General features: G+C 46.3%; 11 protein-coding genes. All 11 read left to right on the forward strand.

From position 1 onward, the window contains the following. The first annotated feature begins 120 nt into the window (after positions 1-120). The 11 genes from GJU82_RS10325 to GJU82_RS10375 all read left to right on the forward strand — a co-directional run bounded on the left by GJU82_RS10325 (position 121) and on the right by GJU82_RS10375 (position 12,660). Positions 121-651, forward strand: coding sequence for a hypothetical protein (locus tag GJU82_RS10325; RefSeq protein ID WP_153632070.1), 531 nt, complete (start codon positions 121-123; stop codon positions 649-651). Between the two features lie 124 nt (positions 652-775). Further along, positions 776-2,902 carry a 5-histidylcysteine sulfoxide synthase gene (gene ovoA, locus GJU82_RS10330; protein ID WP_153632071.1) on the forward strand — a complete coding sequence of 709 codons (2,127 nt, stop codon included), beginning with the start codon at positions 776-778 and terminating at the stop codon, positions 2,900-2,902. Positions 2,903-3,099: 197 nt separating this feature from the next. Beyond that, positions 3,100-4,182, forward strand: a complete 1,083-nt coding sequence (locus GJU82_RS10335) for an efflux RND transporter periplasmic adaptor subunit (RefSeq protein ID WP_228488658.1) — start codon at positions 3,100-3,102, stop codon at positions 4,180-4,182. After that, entirely contained in the window at positions 4,182-7,346 is a 3,165-nt protein-coding gene (locus GJU82_RS10340; protein ID WP_153632072.1) for an efflux RND transporter permease subunit, read from the forward strand. Before GJU82_RS10335 ends, GJU82_RS10340 begins: the two co-directional genes overlap by 1 nt. Further along, entirely contained in the window at positions 7,330-8,787 is a 1,458-nt protein-coding gene (locus GJU82_RS10345; RefSeq protein ID WP_153632073.1) for a TolC family protein, read from the forward strand. Before GJU82_RS10340 ends, GJU82_RS10345 begins: the two co-directional genes overlap by 17 nt. A gap of 66 nt (positions 8,788-8,853) precedes the next feature. After that, entirely contained in the window at positions 8,854-9,915 is a 1,062-nt protein-coding gene (locus GJU82_RS10350) for a sensor histidine kinase (protein WP_228488784.1), read from the forward strand. Positions 9,916-9,927: 12 nt separating this feature from the next. Then, positions 9,928-10,698, forward strand: a complete 771-nt coding sequence (locus GJU82_RS10355; RefSeq protein WP_153632075.1) for a LytTR family DNA-binding domain-containing protein — start codon at positions 9,928-9,930, stop codon at positions 10,696-10,698. 186 nt (positions 10,699-10,884) lie between these two features. Next, entirely contained in the window at positions 10,885-11,133 is a 249-nt protein-coding gene (locus GJU82_RS10360; protein ID WP_153632076.1) for an AbrB/MazE/SpoVT family DNA-binding domain-containing protein, read from the forward strand. Next, positions 11,127-11,462 carry an endoribonuclease MazF gene (gene mazF / locus GJU82_RS10365; protein ID WP_153632077.1) on the forward strand — a complete coding sequence of 112 codons (336 nt, stop codon included), beginning with the start codon at positions 11,127-11,129 and terminating at the stop codon, positions 11,460-11,462. The genes GJU82_RS10360 and mazF overlap by 7 nt, the downstream gene beginning before the upstream one ends. A gap of 32 nt (positions 11,463-11,494) precedes the next feature. Continuing rightward, positions 11,495-11,692 (forward strand): LytTR family DNA-binding domain-containing protein, encoded by a 198-nt coding sequence (locus GJU82_RS10370; protein WP_153632078.1) that lies wholly within the window; start codon positions 11,495-11,497, stop codon positions 11,690-11,692. A 368-nt stretch (positions 11,693-12,060) separates the two neighbouring features. Next, positions 12,061-12,660 carry a hypothetical protein gene (locus GJU82_RS10375; RefSeq protein ID WP_153632079.1) on the forward strand — a complete coding sequence of 200 codons (600 nt, stop codon included), beginning with the start codon at positions 12,061-12,063 and terminating at the stop codon, positions 12,658-12,660. The last annotated feature ends 1 nt before the right edge of the window (position 12,661 follow it).

Genomic DNA, 12,661 nt, shown 5'->3' on the forward strand with positions numbered 1-12,661 from the left:
AGGGCAAAGTAGAAATTTTTATTGGACCCCGGCCCTATTAAATGGACAATTGACAAAAAAGTTCATCATATTTTAACAGATTAACAGTTTTTGTCGGTAAAAATTTAAAATTTTTCTCAAATGGATGGCAATATCAATAGTTTTTATGAAATCTTGAAAATTACCTTACCCGCCCTGGTTGTATTCTTAACCGCTTACTTTTTGTTTCGCGATATGCTCGAAAACAATCGGCGGCAAAGAGAATTCGAATTCAGGATCGAAAATCAGGGACAAGTAACACCCATCCGGTTGCAGGCCTATGAAAGGCTAACGATGTTTCTCGAGCGTATTTCCCCCCAATCGCTTTTAACCCGCACGTTGTCGGATATTTCGGCGGCCCGGTTTCATTACGAATTGCTTAAGCAAATCCGGCAGGAATACGAACATAACCTTTCGCAACAGATATACGTGTCAGTTCCGGCGTGGGAAGCATTAAGAGGAGCTAAAGAATCATTAATCATGCTCATCAACAAAGCAGCTGATGAAGTAAAAAAAGACGAGCCGGCTATTTCGCTTAGCAATAAAATCTTTCAAATGTATATGGAGCAGGAGGATCAGCCGGTCGCTATCGCACTGGCCGAATTGAAGAAAGAGGTTCGTAAGTTATTTTAAAGAAGAGCAATAACCACCAGATTATCTGACAAATCGTTGTTTTTTCACATTTTTTATGAGGATAAAATAAACAATTTTCCCCTATTGTCGTGTTATCAACACAGTAACCACCGAACCATGAATCATGAAGACAATAACGGTCAACCGAAAAGAACTTTTCGATACCCGTACCCCCATCCTCAATGCAGGAACAGTTGAAGAAATGCGGCAACGGATATTATCCTATTTTCACCAGACATTCGATATTGACGAACATCTATTCAACGTATTTGGCGACGAATCGGCCATGTACGAGCGAGCTGATCCGTTAAGGCACCCGCTGATTTTCTATTTTGGCCACACCGCTGTGTTTTTTATCAACAAACTCATCCTGTCCAAAATCATCGACAACCGCATCAACCCGAAATTTGAATCGATGTTCGCAGTCGGTGTCGACGAAATGTCGTGGGATGATTTGGATATGAACCATTACGACTGGCCACCCGTCGCCGACGTTCGTGCGTACCGGAAGCTGGTTCGCGAACGAGTCGACCAGGTTATCCGTGAACTTCCGCTCAATTTACCTATCAATTGGAAAAGTCCGTTTTGGATTATCATAATGGGTATTGAGCACGCACGAATTCATCTCGAAACCTCGTCTGTTTTAATCCGTCAGCTTCCGCTTAAGTATTTGAAACCGATTGAAGGCTGGAATATTTGTGCTGAAAATGGCCTGCCACCAGCCAACTCGTTACTTCCGGTGGAAGGGGGGTTGGTCAAAATGGGAAAAGACCGGGAAGATCCGCTTTATGGCTGGGACAATGAATATGGTCACCACAAGATGAAGTTGAGGCCGTTCAAAGCTTCTAAATATCTATGCTCCAACGGCGAATTTTTGGCATTCGTGGAAGCAGGCGGCTACCGCGAAGAAAAATACTGGACCGAAGAAGGCTGGAGCTGGAGAAGTTACAAAGAAGCTGAACATCCGTTATTCTGGAAAAAAGAAGGCGATGCATGGAAACTCCGGCTCGTTTACAGCGAAACCGACATGCCATGGTCGTGGCCGGCAGAGGTCAATTACCTCGAAGCCAAAGCCTTTTGCAACTGGAAATCGGAAGTAACCGGACGTTCCATCCGGTTGGCGACTGAAGAGGAATGGTACCGGATGCACGATTTGGCACAAATTCCCGATCAGCCTTACTGGGATAAAGCGCCCGGCAACATCAACATGGAACACTATCAAAGTCCCTGCCCGGTGAACAAATTCGCATTTGGTGACTTCTACGACATCATCGGTAACGTTTGGCAGTGGACAGAAACTCCGATAACTGGCTTTAGTGGCTTCAAAGTTCATCCGTTTTACGACGATTTTTCCACGCCAACGTTCGACTTGCAGCACAATCTCATCAAAGGTGGTTCATGGATTTCTACCGGAAACGAAGCCACCCGCGATGCGCGTTATGCGTTCCGCCGGCACTTTTATCAACATGCCGGTTTCCGTTACGTGGAATCGGAAAATCCCGTAATCATTCAGCGCGATGTGTACGAAACCGATCCGGAAGTGGTGCGCTACTGTCATGCCCAATACGGCCCTGGCTTGCATGGGTTCCGGAATTATCATCAGGCAATAGCCGAAAAGTGCATTGAGAGAATGCAGGGCAAAACCGGCAGCGCACTCGATTTGGGTTGCAAAACCGGGCGTTCGACATGGGAGTTGGCACGTGCTTTTGACGAGGTAACCGGCCTCGATTTTACGGCAAGGAATATCCGGCTGGCTATCGAGCTTCAGGAAAACGGAAACATGCAATACATTTTCCCGGAAGAGGGCGAACTGGTATCCTATCATCAGATTAACCTGAAGGATTTGGATTTGAATGCGTTGACCACAAAAGTTACCTTTTACCAGGCCGACGCATCCAACCTGAAAGACCTGTACACCGGTTACGACCTCATTTTGCTGAATGACATTCTGGATGAAATGTACAATCCGGTTCAGTTCCTTAGCCAGGTTCACGAAAGATTGAATAGTGGCGGTTTACTGGTAATCGCTTCTTCCTATGACTGGAACGACGAACAGACAGAAAAAAGCAACTGGATTGGCGGCTACCGCGAAGACGGTGAACCTGTATGGACCCGGGATGCTTTGACTCTGATGCTTTCCGAACATTTCGAAAAAGCGGCAGAGGATGAACATCTTCAGTCGGTATTGCCTTATTCCAAACGAAAATATGTCGTGAAGGATATCGAAGTTTCCTTTTGGGAAAAAAGCTGACAAGCAAATAAGCTATCACATAGGCCCTTGTCCACCCTGTGGGCAAGGGATTTTTACACCTAATATCTGAGTTAGCCTGATTCACGTTTCGCAAAAGGATATTTCATTTCAAGTTTCAATAACGACGGTTCGCTCCTTTTTTATCCCAATCATCTCCCTTTATATCATACCTTTGTCCAAAATCAAAAGGTGAAATAATGATGAGAACCTCAGTGAAAGGATTGCTGACAACAGGTTTACTTATGATGATAATCCTGTTTTTCAGTGCATGCAAAGAAAAAACGACAGAGCAAACCACTGTTCAGACCGTAAAAATCGATACGGCCAGGCAAGGACAACAAGTGCAATCCGTTCAATATCCGGGGAAAATCAAACCCGCCACCGAAGTAAACCTGGCCTTTCGTGTTGCCGGGCCGATTCTTCATTTCCCGGTCCAGGAAGGTCAGTTTGTAAAAAAGGGCCAGCTAATTGCCGAAATTGATCCCCGCGACTACAAAATACAACTGGCCGCCACCCAGGCCGAATACGATCAGGTAAAAGCACAGGCCGACCGGGTAAAAGAGCTGCACAAACGCAACAGCGTAACGCCCAACGATTACGATAAAGCTATTTCGGGACTGAAACGCATTACGGCCAAACGCGAAGCCAACCGAAACGCATTAAAAGATACCCGGATGGTTGCTCCTTTCGACGGTTATATTCAGAAGAAATTCTACGACAATCACGAAACAGTGGATGCCGGTTACCCGATTGTATCTTTCCTCAATACGTCCCATTTTGAAGTAGATGCCGACATTCCGGCTACCGATTATATCCGGCAAGACCAATTCGCCGGCTTCTCCTGCACAGTGGATGTTTATCCCAATCAGCCCATTCCACTGAAACTGCTGGAGATTGTTCCCAAATCGAATATGAATCAATTGTACCAGGCCCGCTTCCGTCTGGAACCGCCCAAAGACCTGCACGTTGCCGCAGGGATGAATGTCAATATAACCATCAATTACCTTTCAGGAAACCATCAACTGATGTTGGTTCCTGTAACTGCAGTGTTCGAACGGAATGGAAAATCGATGGTCTGGATTTTTTCGCCGAAAACAAATCAAATCAAATCCCGCGAGGTAACGCCTCAGTCTGTTCGCAGCAATGGTACGATGGAGATCTCTTCCGGGTTAAAAGCGGGTGAATTAATCGTCACCGCCGGTGTTCATTCACTGAAAGAAGGGCAGCAAGTAAAACCACTGGCACCGGTTAGCAAAACAAATGTAGGAGGGCTGCTATAATGAATTTGACTGAAAGCGCATTTAAGAATAAGCCACTGGTTTATTTTCTGCTTTTCGTCCTGATTGCCGGAGGGGCTTACTCATTTTTCAAGATGAGCAAGCTGGAAGACCCGGAAATCAAGGTAAAGCAGGCCCTGGTGGTAACCGTTTACCCGGGAGCATCGGCCCATGAAGTTGAACTTCAGGTGACCGACAAACTGGAGAAAGCCATTCGATCGGTGGGTGATATCAAAACCATCGAATCACGCTCGCTGGATAATTATTCCGAGATAAAAGTCGAGCTGGAAAGTACGACCAAGAAAAGTGAAGTCGAGCAAAAATGGGATATCCTTCGCCGCAAGGTGCACGATGCCCAGGCTGCTTTGCCCGGAGAAGCGCAGCAATCCATCGTTGTCGATGACTTCGGCGATGTGTATGGCATGTTCTACGCCATGACGGCGGACGGCTACAACTACGAAAAAATGTCGGACTATGCCGATCTGGTGAAACGCGAAGTACAGGATATTCCGGGCGTCAGCCGGGTACAAATTTACGGAGAACGGACTCCCTGCATCAACGTGGAATTCAAAGAAAACCGGATGGCCAACCTGGGCGTTCATCCTGCTGAAATCCTGAATACGCTGAACAGCCAGAACAAAACCGTTTACGCCGGTGAATTCAATGCCGGGAGCAAACGCCTCCGGGTCGCTGTTAATGATACCTACAAGAGCATCAACGATATTAAAAACCTGCTGGTTCAGGGCCACGAATCCGGCCAAATCCGGTTAAAGGATGTGGCCACAGTGACCAGGGGGTACCAGAAACCGTACCGGCAACTGATGCGCTACGACGGACAGAAAGCGATGGGTATTGCTTTTTCCATGGAACAAGGCGGAAATATCATCAGCCTTGGACAGAAAATCGATGCCAAACTGGCCGAATTGCAGCAATCCAGAATTCCGGCAGGGATCAGCTTTCACAAAGTATTCTTCCAACCCGATAAGGTCGAAGATGCCATCAAGGGATTCATGGTGAACCTGCTCGAATCGGTGTTGATTGTGATTGTCATCCTGATGATCACGATGGGACTTCGAAGTGGTGTTCTTATCGGGACCGGACTTATCATCACCATTCTGGGCTCGTTCCTGTGCCTGAACTTTTTTGATGGAACGTTGCAGCGGGTTTCGCTGGCTTCACTGATTGTAGCCATGGGAATGCTGGTCGACAATGCCATCGTAATTGTAGATGGTATTCTGGTCGATATGCAAAACGGCGTGAAAAAATCAAAGGCGTTGCGAAATACCCCTAAGAAAACAGCGTTGCCTTTGTTGGGAGCAACTGTGATTGCCATCATCGCTTTTCTTCCCATTTTCCTGTCGCCCGACACGTCCGGAGAATACGTCCGCGACCTGTTTATTGTACTGGCTGTATCGCTGCTGTTGAGCTGGGTCCTCGCACTGACGCATATCCCCATCATCGCTGAAAAGCGTTTCATGAAATCGAAAATAAAAGGGAATGGAAAAGGTGCGCACGAAGGTAAAATATATGACTTCTTCCGGAAGATATTAAATTTTATGTTGTATCACCGGGCACTGACCATTGGCGCAACCATTGTTCTGCTGATAATTACCGGATTTTCTTATCGGTATATCAAACAAGGTTTCTTCCCGGACCTGAGCTATAATCAGCTTTACATCGAATACCGGGCTCATGGCGGCACGCGCATCGAAGAAGTAGATAGTGATCTGCACGGTATGGAGCAATACCTGATGAGCCAGCCCGAAGTAACGCATGTAACGACTAGTCTGGGTGGCACTCCGACACGTTATAACCTGGTGCGGTCCATTGCACAGCCCTCACAAAACTATGGTGAGTTAATCGTCGATTTCACCAATCCGGATGTGCTAAAAGAAAAAATGGATACGCTGCAGAGGTACCTCACGGCACACTATCCTCAAGCATATGTCCGCATGAAGCGATACAACCTGATGTACAAGGAATATCCCATCGAAGCGTTGTTCACCGGCCCCGATCCGGCCATATTGAAGCAGTTGGCACAGAAGGCTGAAGATGTGATGAAAGCAGAACCAACGGCTACATTGGTGACAAACAATTGGGAACCGGAAACACCGTACCTGAAAGTAGATTATTACCAACCATTGGCCCGTCAGGCCGGACTATCCCGGAGCGACGTTAGCCTGGCATTGCTGGCAGCTACCGATGGTTTGCCCGTCGGTCAGTACCACGAAGGCAGACGCACTCTCCCCATTTACCTGAAGAGTGCCAATTCAGGGGGTAAGCCCGTTGAAAAGCTGGATAACGTTCCGGTCTGGAGCCTCACCCCCACTATTGGCAATATTAATCGGCAGGAGTTGCGGGGACTGTTGACCGGCCAGGCCACCACAGCCGATCTACTGGAAAGAGCAATGGGCAGCAAGCCACTCAACCAGGCAACAAGAGGCATTTCGCCCCAATGGGAGGAACCTGTTGTGTGGCGTTACAACGGCGAGCGGGCCATCAAAGCACAATGCAACAACGTACCCGGGCATTCGCCGGAAGAAGTCAGACAAAATATCAAAGACAAAATCGGTGCAATTAAACTGCCCGACGGTTACCACCTCAAATGGCAAGGTGAATATGAAGCCAGCAGCGATTCGCGAAAATATCTGTTCATGCACCTTCCCATGGCGATTATCCTGATGATTGGTATCCTGATTGCCCTGTTCAGGGATTTCAAAAAACCAGCCATCATCCTGCTCAGTTTGCCACTGGCCACCATCGGAATTGTTTCCGGTATGCTCCTATCGGGAAAAGAGTTCGGCTTTGTAGCCATCGTCGGTGCATTGGGATTGATTGGTTTGATGATTAAAAACGGTGTGGTATTGATAGAAGAGATAGGCCTGCAAATCGAATCGGGGAAAGGCCATTACCAGGCAATCATCGATTCATCGGCTTCCAGGCTTCGGCCCGTGATGATGGCTTCACTAACCACCATTCTGGGAATGATTCCGCTGCTGCCCGATGATATGTTCGGCTCGCTGGCGGTGACCATCATGGCCGGACTGCTGGTAGGGACACTCATCACGCTGATTATTATACCGGTGCTCTATTCACTGTTTTTTCACATTCACCATCCCAAACGGGAAGTATCGAAAAAAGTAACCAACCATGATAAAGAAAATTAACCTATTCATTCTCATATCCCTTGCATCAGCCACCGTTGCCCATGCCCAGCTTTCCCTTGACCGGGACAAATGCCGCGAAATGGCGCTGGAGTACAGTAAACAGATTAGCAAGGCCAATACACAAAAGCAGAAAGCCATTTATAACAAGAAGGCATACCGGGCCAATTATTTCCCGAGATTATCCGCTACCGGAACATTCTTCTACACGCCAAGCACTGTCGATTACACCATCAGTGGCGGCTATTTGCCAACTTACACGCCGGATGCCAGTGGGCAGTTGCAGCCCAATGTGATGGTCAATCCGTCCAGCGGGCAGCCGGTCATTGGCCCGGATGGCAATCCGGTATTCAACATGTATGCCTTTATGCCCGATGTGAATCTTGAGATTGGGCTCAAGGGCGTAGCGCTGGCCGGATTAAAACTCGAACAACCCATTTACATGGGAGGCAAAATCCGCAAGGCAAACGAAATGGCGGGTTTGGCTGAAGATATGGCTGATGCAAATATCCGGTTGCAACAGTCGAATGTTATCTATGAAAGTGACCAGGCCTACTGGACCTACCTGACGCTGAAGGACAAGGTAAAAGCCGCAAAAAAGTATAAGAAGATGCTGGATGAGCTGGTCAACATTCTGCAAAACAGTTATGAAACCGGCATGAGCTCCCGCAACGATTTACTGAAAGCCGAAGTAAAAAAGAATGAGGCCGTTTTGATGGTCCAGAAAGCGGAGAACGGGCGCGAACTGGCCCGCATGAACCTTTGCCGCATTATCGGTTTGCCGCTCAACAGCGCTGTTTCAGCGTCAGATAGTCTGACGGTAGGCGTGATTCCGTCCACCAATATGGAAGACGAACATCCCCAAAACCGCCCCGACTGGCAAATCGTGAAGAAGCAGGTAGAATTGAAACAAAAACAGGTCGGACTGACCCGTTCTGATTTTCTTCCGCAATTAGGCGCATCGGCCGGGTACAACTACCTGGATGGTCCGAAAATAAACAGCTCCGCCTATTCCAATACCTCTTTTACGGCCATGGCTTCTGTCAAAATTCCGATTTTCAACTGGGGTGAAGGGCGGAACAAAATCCGGGCTGCTGAAGCGGACCAGGAGATACAGAAAACCGACTTGCAGGACATCACCGAAAAGATGATGCTGGAAATTGCCCAGGCAAGGTTTAACCTGAAAGATGCTTTGACCCGGTTGACCATGACCGAAAAAGCGCTGGAGCAAGCCAAAGAAAACCTGAAAGAGAGCAAGGATAATTATGAAGTAGGCATGGAAACACTGGCCAATTACCTCGAAGGCCAGGCCCAATGGCAAAAAGCACTGAGTGATAACATCGATGCCAAATCGAATGTAAAACTGAGTGTCACACAATACCTAAAAACCATTGGCAAACTGGTACCGGCCAACGATAGGCAACAGAGCAATAATACCAAGTAACCCGGAGTGACCAATTGATAAGCTGAAGGAAATCGTATCCGTTAATTTTTAGCGACATTGAAAATTATGCTATATTTCGGAACCGGAGATAACAAGGAAGGCATCATGTCGAATAAATTTCGTTTTACATTGATACGCCTGGGCATTGTGTCCCTGCTGGCCCTCTTGACCCTCCAGTTTGTCAATTTCATTTTAACGCCCACACAAAATCCGCTCAACGATTCGTATCCGTATATTCTGGCCATTATTGGCTTTAATCTTCTCAGCGAAGGAAACATTCTCATTAACCGGTATCTCGATCAGAAAACACCGTGGTTCTTCCGCATTGTTCCAAGGGTACTTAAGCAGGCCGCATTAAGTCTGCTATGGACAGCTGTCGTGGGCATTGCGATGTTCATTGTCCTTCCAGGGGACACCGGCCATCCCAATTTGCACTTCCGTGGAATTATTTTGACTTATGCTTTTGGTGCCATTTTCGTGCTTATTTTCAACAGCATTTTATTTCTGCGGAGCTTTTTCTCCAACTGGCGCAATTCACTCATCGAGAACGAAAAGCTAAAACAGGAAAAACTGAAATCGGAATATCGGATCCTGCAAAACCAGATGAACCCGCATTTCCTGTTCAACAGCCTGAGTGTGCTCATTTCAGAGATTCGGTATAATCCCGCTAAAGCGGAAGAGTTTGCCCGGAAAATAGCCGATGTGTACCGCTATGTGTTGCAACGCCGCGATGACGAAACCATTACACTCGACAAAGAATTGGAATTCACCGAAAAGTTCATTTTTCTGCATAAAATCCGGTTAGGTGACGCTGTCTTTCTGGAAAACCAAATTGAGCCGGACCTTTTAAAATACCGCATTCCTCCGTTCACATTACAAATATTGGTTGAAAATGCGCTCAAACACAACCGGGCCACGCAAAAGGAACCCCTTCACATCCTGATGAAAACGGATGCGGAGAAAATGATGTTGGAAATGCGGAACAACCGGCAGGAGAAAAAGACAACTTACAGCTCCGGAACCGGGTTGAACAATCTGTCTGACCGTTACCGGTTACTCTCCGGCAAAACCATTAAAATCGTTGAAACAGAAGCAGAATTCGCGGTACAAATCCCGCTTCTGGATTAAATACGCATTGTTATGAATGTGCTGATAATTGAAGATGAATTACCTACGCAGCGAATGATGACCGAACTCATCAGCAGCCTCAGGCCCGACTGGCAAATCCTTGCCTGCCTGGACAGCGTACGTGATTCGGTGGATTGGCTGAAAACCCATCCCAGTCCCGGCCTTATTTTCTCCGACATTCAACTTTCCGACGGCATCTGTTTCGAGATATTTGATGCCGTCCAGCCGCAATCTTTCGTCATTTTCGTCACCTCGTACGACGAATATGCCATTCAGGCTTTCCGCGTGAACAGCGTCGATTACCTGTTGAAACCCATCGAGCCGGCCATGCTGGAGAAAAGCATCAAGAAGCTGGATGCGATGCAAAAACAGGTAAAAGCGACTGAATTGCCGGGGCCCGACTACAAAGAACTGGCTGAAGCGCTGCTCAGCGGACAGAAGAAATACCGTACCCGGATGGCGGTCCCCACTGCCGACGGATTCGTGAAGATCAATATTAATGACATTGCTTTTTTCTACAGTTCACAAAAAACCACCACAGCGACCACTTTTCAACAGGTAAACCATGTGGTCGACCATCCGCTGGATAAACTGGAAAAGCAACTCGACCCCGAACAGTTTTTCCGGGCCAACCGGCAGTTCATCATCAACATCGATGCGGTAAGCCGGGTGAACAACTGGTTCAACGGGAAACTTGTCGTGAAGACCAAACCCGAATCGGAAGAAAAAATCATTGTCAGCCGCGAACGCGCCCGCTTCTTCCGCAACTGGCTTGATCGGTAAACGCCTCTATACGGTGCCTATGGCAGAAATACTGACCCCAAAAGGTAGGTCTGATTCCGGCACAAATAATGTATATACTTTGTTTATACTATTGCTTTGCTTATCTTTGTAACAACTCCCTTGGAGTGTCCCAGAACCAAAAAATCATACTATTTCAAAAACTTGTAGAATTCAAAAATTGCAAAAATGGAAACATCAGTATATATCAAAAAATGGGGAAACAGCCTAGGACTTAGACTGCCCAAAGCGATTCTCGATGAAGTAAAGCTAAAAGAAGGTTCAAAACTCGATATTTCCACGAAAGATGGTAGCATTTATCTCACGCCCAAGGTTCCAAAGAAGTATGATTTATCGAAACTTCTGGAAGGGATTAACGAGTCCAACCTTCACGGAGAAACGTCAACCGGGGACTCAAAAGGAGAAGAAGTATGGTAACATATGTACCCGATGAAGGTGACTTTATTTATCTGGACTTTAATCCGCAAGCCGGACATGAACAGGCAGGCCATCGCCCGGCATTGGTAATATCACCAAGAGAGTATAACCTCAAAACCAGTTTGTGTGTAGTCTGTCCCGTCACAAATCAATCAAAAGGTTATCCGTTTGAGGTCGATTGTGACTCAAAAAATGTGACGGGGGTTATTCTGGCCGATGCTGTAAAATCGCTGGATTGGAAGGTTAGGAGAGCAAAATTTATAGGGAAGGCATCAACAGGTGTGTTGGATGAAGTGAAGGGAAAGCTGGGAGCCCTGTTAGGAATATAAGAAAAGGAGGTTCAGCCCCCTTTTTTTGATCTATGGAGTCGATAAAGAAACGAATTCCGGAACAGTTTTTCCGGGCCAACCGGCAGTTCATCATCAACATCGATGCCGTGAACCGGGTGAACAACTGGTTCAACGGGAAACTTGTCGTGAAGACCAAACCCGAATCGGAAGAAAAAATCATTGTCAGCCGCGAACGGGCCCGCTTCTTCCGCAACTGGCTGGACCGGTAAGAAAACTCAAAAAAGGAGTATCAATTAAACCAGATTGACAGTTAACAAAATGCTGACATAAAAATATCAGGTAACGACTACTCCCAGGAATTGGTAAGAAATTTTATTTTTTACCCGAAATTATGCTCACCAACATAAAATTTAACGCAACCATTAATTACCTTCAACTATCTAATTTTAAACGCCCAGACAGACTCGTTCTAAGAATTAACGAGCATTTGATTGCTGGTAAAAGCCTCTATAACGTGGCTTGCTATAGTATTTAAACTAACCTATAATATGAAACGACCATGCGATCACCTCCGAACCTCCAGAGCCCTGAAAATTCAGGGCAGAAATCCAGTATGTTGAATCTTAAACTTTGAATGATGAAAACAATCATTTTAAAAATTGGCTTGACTCTATGCCTCCTTAGCATCATGGGAAGCGGATGTGAAAAAAGCTCTGATAACCTATGGACTATTTCTCCAGATAGTCAAAGCGCATCAATTCATCAAGAAGTAGATGGAGTTGAATTCACATTCTCTCTTCTGAATGAAAAAGGAGAACCTGCGACCGTATTTAATGAAGGGGAGAATTTTTCATTTTACTTTGCCATAGTGAATAAAAGTGGCAATAAATTATATTTCGATCCGGATTTTGCCTATTACAATGATAATGATTTTTGTAAAGTTTATTCCTCTGAAAGAGAGGATTTAGGTAAGCCTTTTAGAGCATTACTTATAAGCACAGTAGGCGCTGGAGCATACCCTTTCAATACAAACGAATCCAGAGTTTTTGAACAACAGTGGGTTGATAACAGGGATTCTATTTGGTCCTGGGAAAAAGCCACATATGAGAGTACACACCGACCTTACCTTAAAAAGGGCAATTATTATACAGGATTTAAACATCGATTCAGATTCCCTGGGGAACATCCTGTATATACAGATACGTTAACCTTTAAGATCAATTTCAAAGTTGAATAAA

Source organism: Prolixibacter sp. SD074, assembly GCF_009617895.1.
In the GTDB taxonomy this organism is placed as follows: Bacteria; Bacteroidota; Bacteroidia; order Bacteroidales; family Prolixibacteraceae; genus Prolixibacter.

Bases quoted from the DNA above. Each gene is read 5' to 3' on its own strand.
- GJU82_RS10375 (WP_153632079.1), top strand. From the start codon at position 12,061: ATGAAAACAATCATTTTAAAAATTGGCTTGACTCTATGCCTCCTTAGC.
- GJU82_RS10345 (WP_153632073.1), top strand. From the start codon at position 7,330: ATGATAAAGAAAATTAACCTATTCATTCTCATATCCCTTGCATCAGCC.
- GJU82_RS10360 (WP_153632076.1), top strand. From the start codon at position 10,885: ATGGAAACATCAGTATATATCAAAAAATGGGGAAACAGCCTAGGACTT.
- mazF (WP_153632077.1), top strand. From the start codon at position 11,127: ATGGTAACATATGTACCCGATGAAGGTGACTTTATTTATCTGGACTTT.
- GJU82_RS10335 (WP_228488658.1), top strand. From the start codon at position 3,100: ATGATGAGAACCTCAGTGAAAGGATTGCTGACAACAGGTTTACTTATG.
- GJU82_RS10370 (WP_153632078.1), top strand. From the start codon at position 11,495: ATGGAGTCGATAAAGAAACGAATTCCGGAACAGTTTTTCCGGGCCAAC.
- GJU82_RS10325 (WP_153632070.1), top strand. From the start codon at position 121: ATGGATGGCAATATCAATAGTTTTTATGAAATCTTGAAAATTACCTTA.
- ovoA (WP_153632071.1), top strand. From the start codon at position 776: ATGAAGACAATAACGGTCAACCGAAAAGAACTTTTCGATACCCGTACC.
- GJU82_RS10355 (WP_153632075.1), top strand. From the start codon at position 9,928: ATGAATGTGCTGATAATTGAAGATGAATTACCTACGCAGCGAATGATG.
- GJU82_RS10340 (WP_153632072.1), top strand. From the start codon at position 4,182: ATGAATTTGACTGAAAGCGCATTTAAGAATAAGCCACTGGTTTATTTT.
- GJU82_RS10350 (WP_228488784.1), top strand. From the start codon at position 8,854: ATGCTATATTTCGGAACCGGAGATAACAAGGAAGGCATCATGTCGAAT.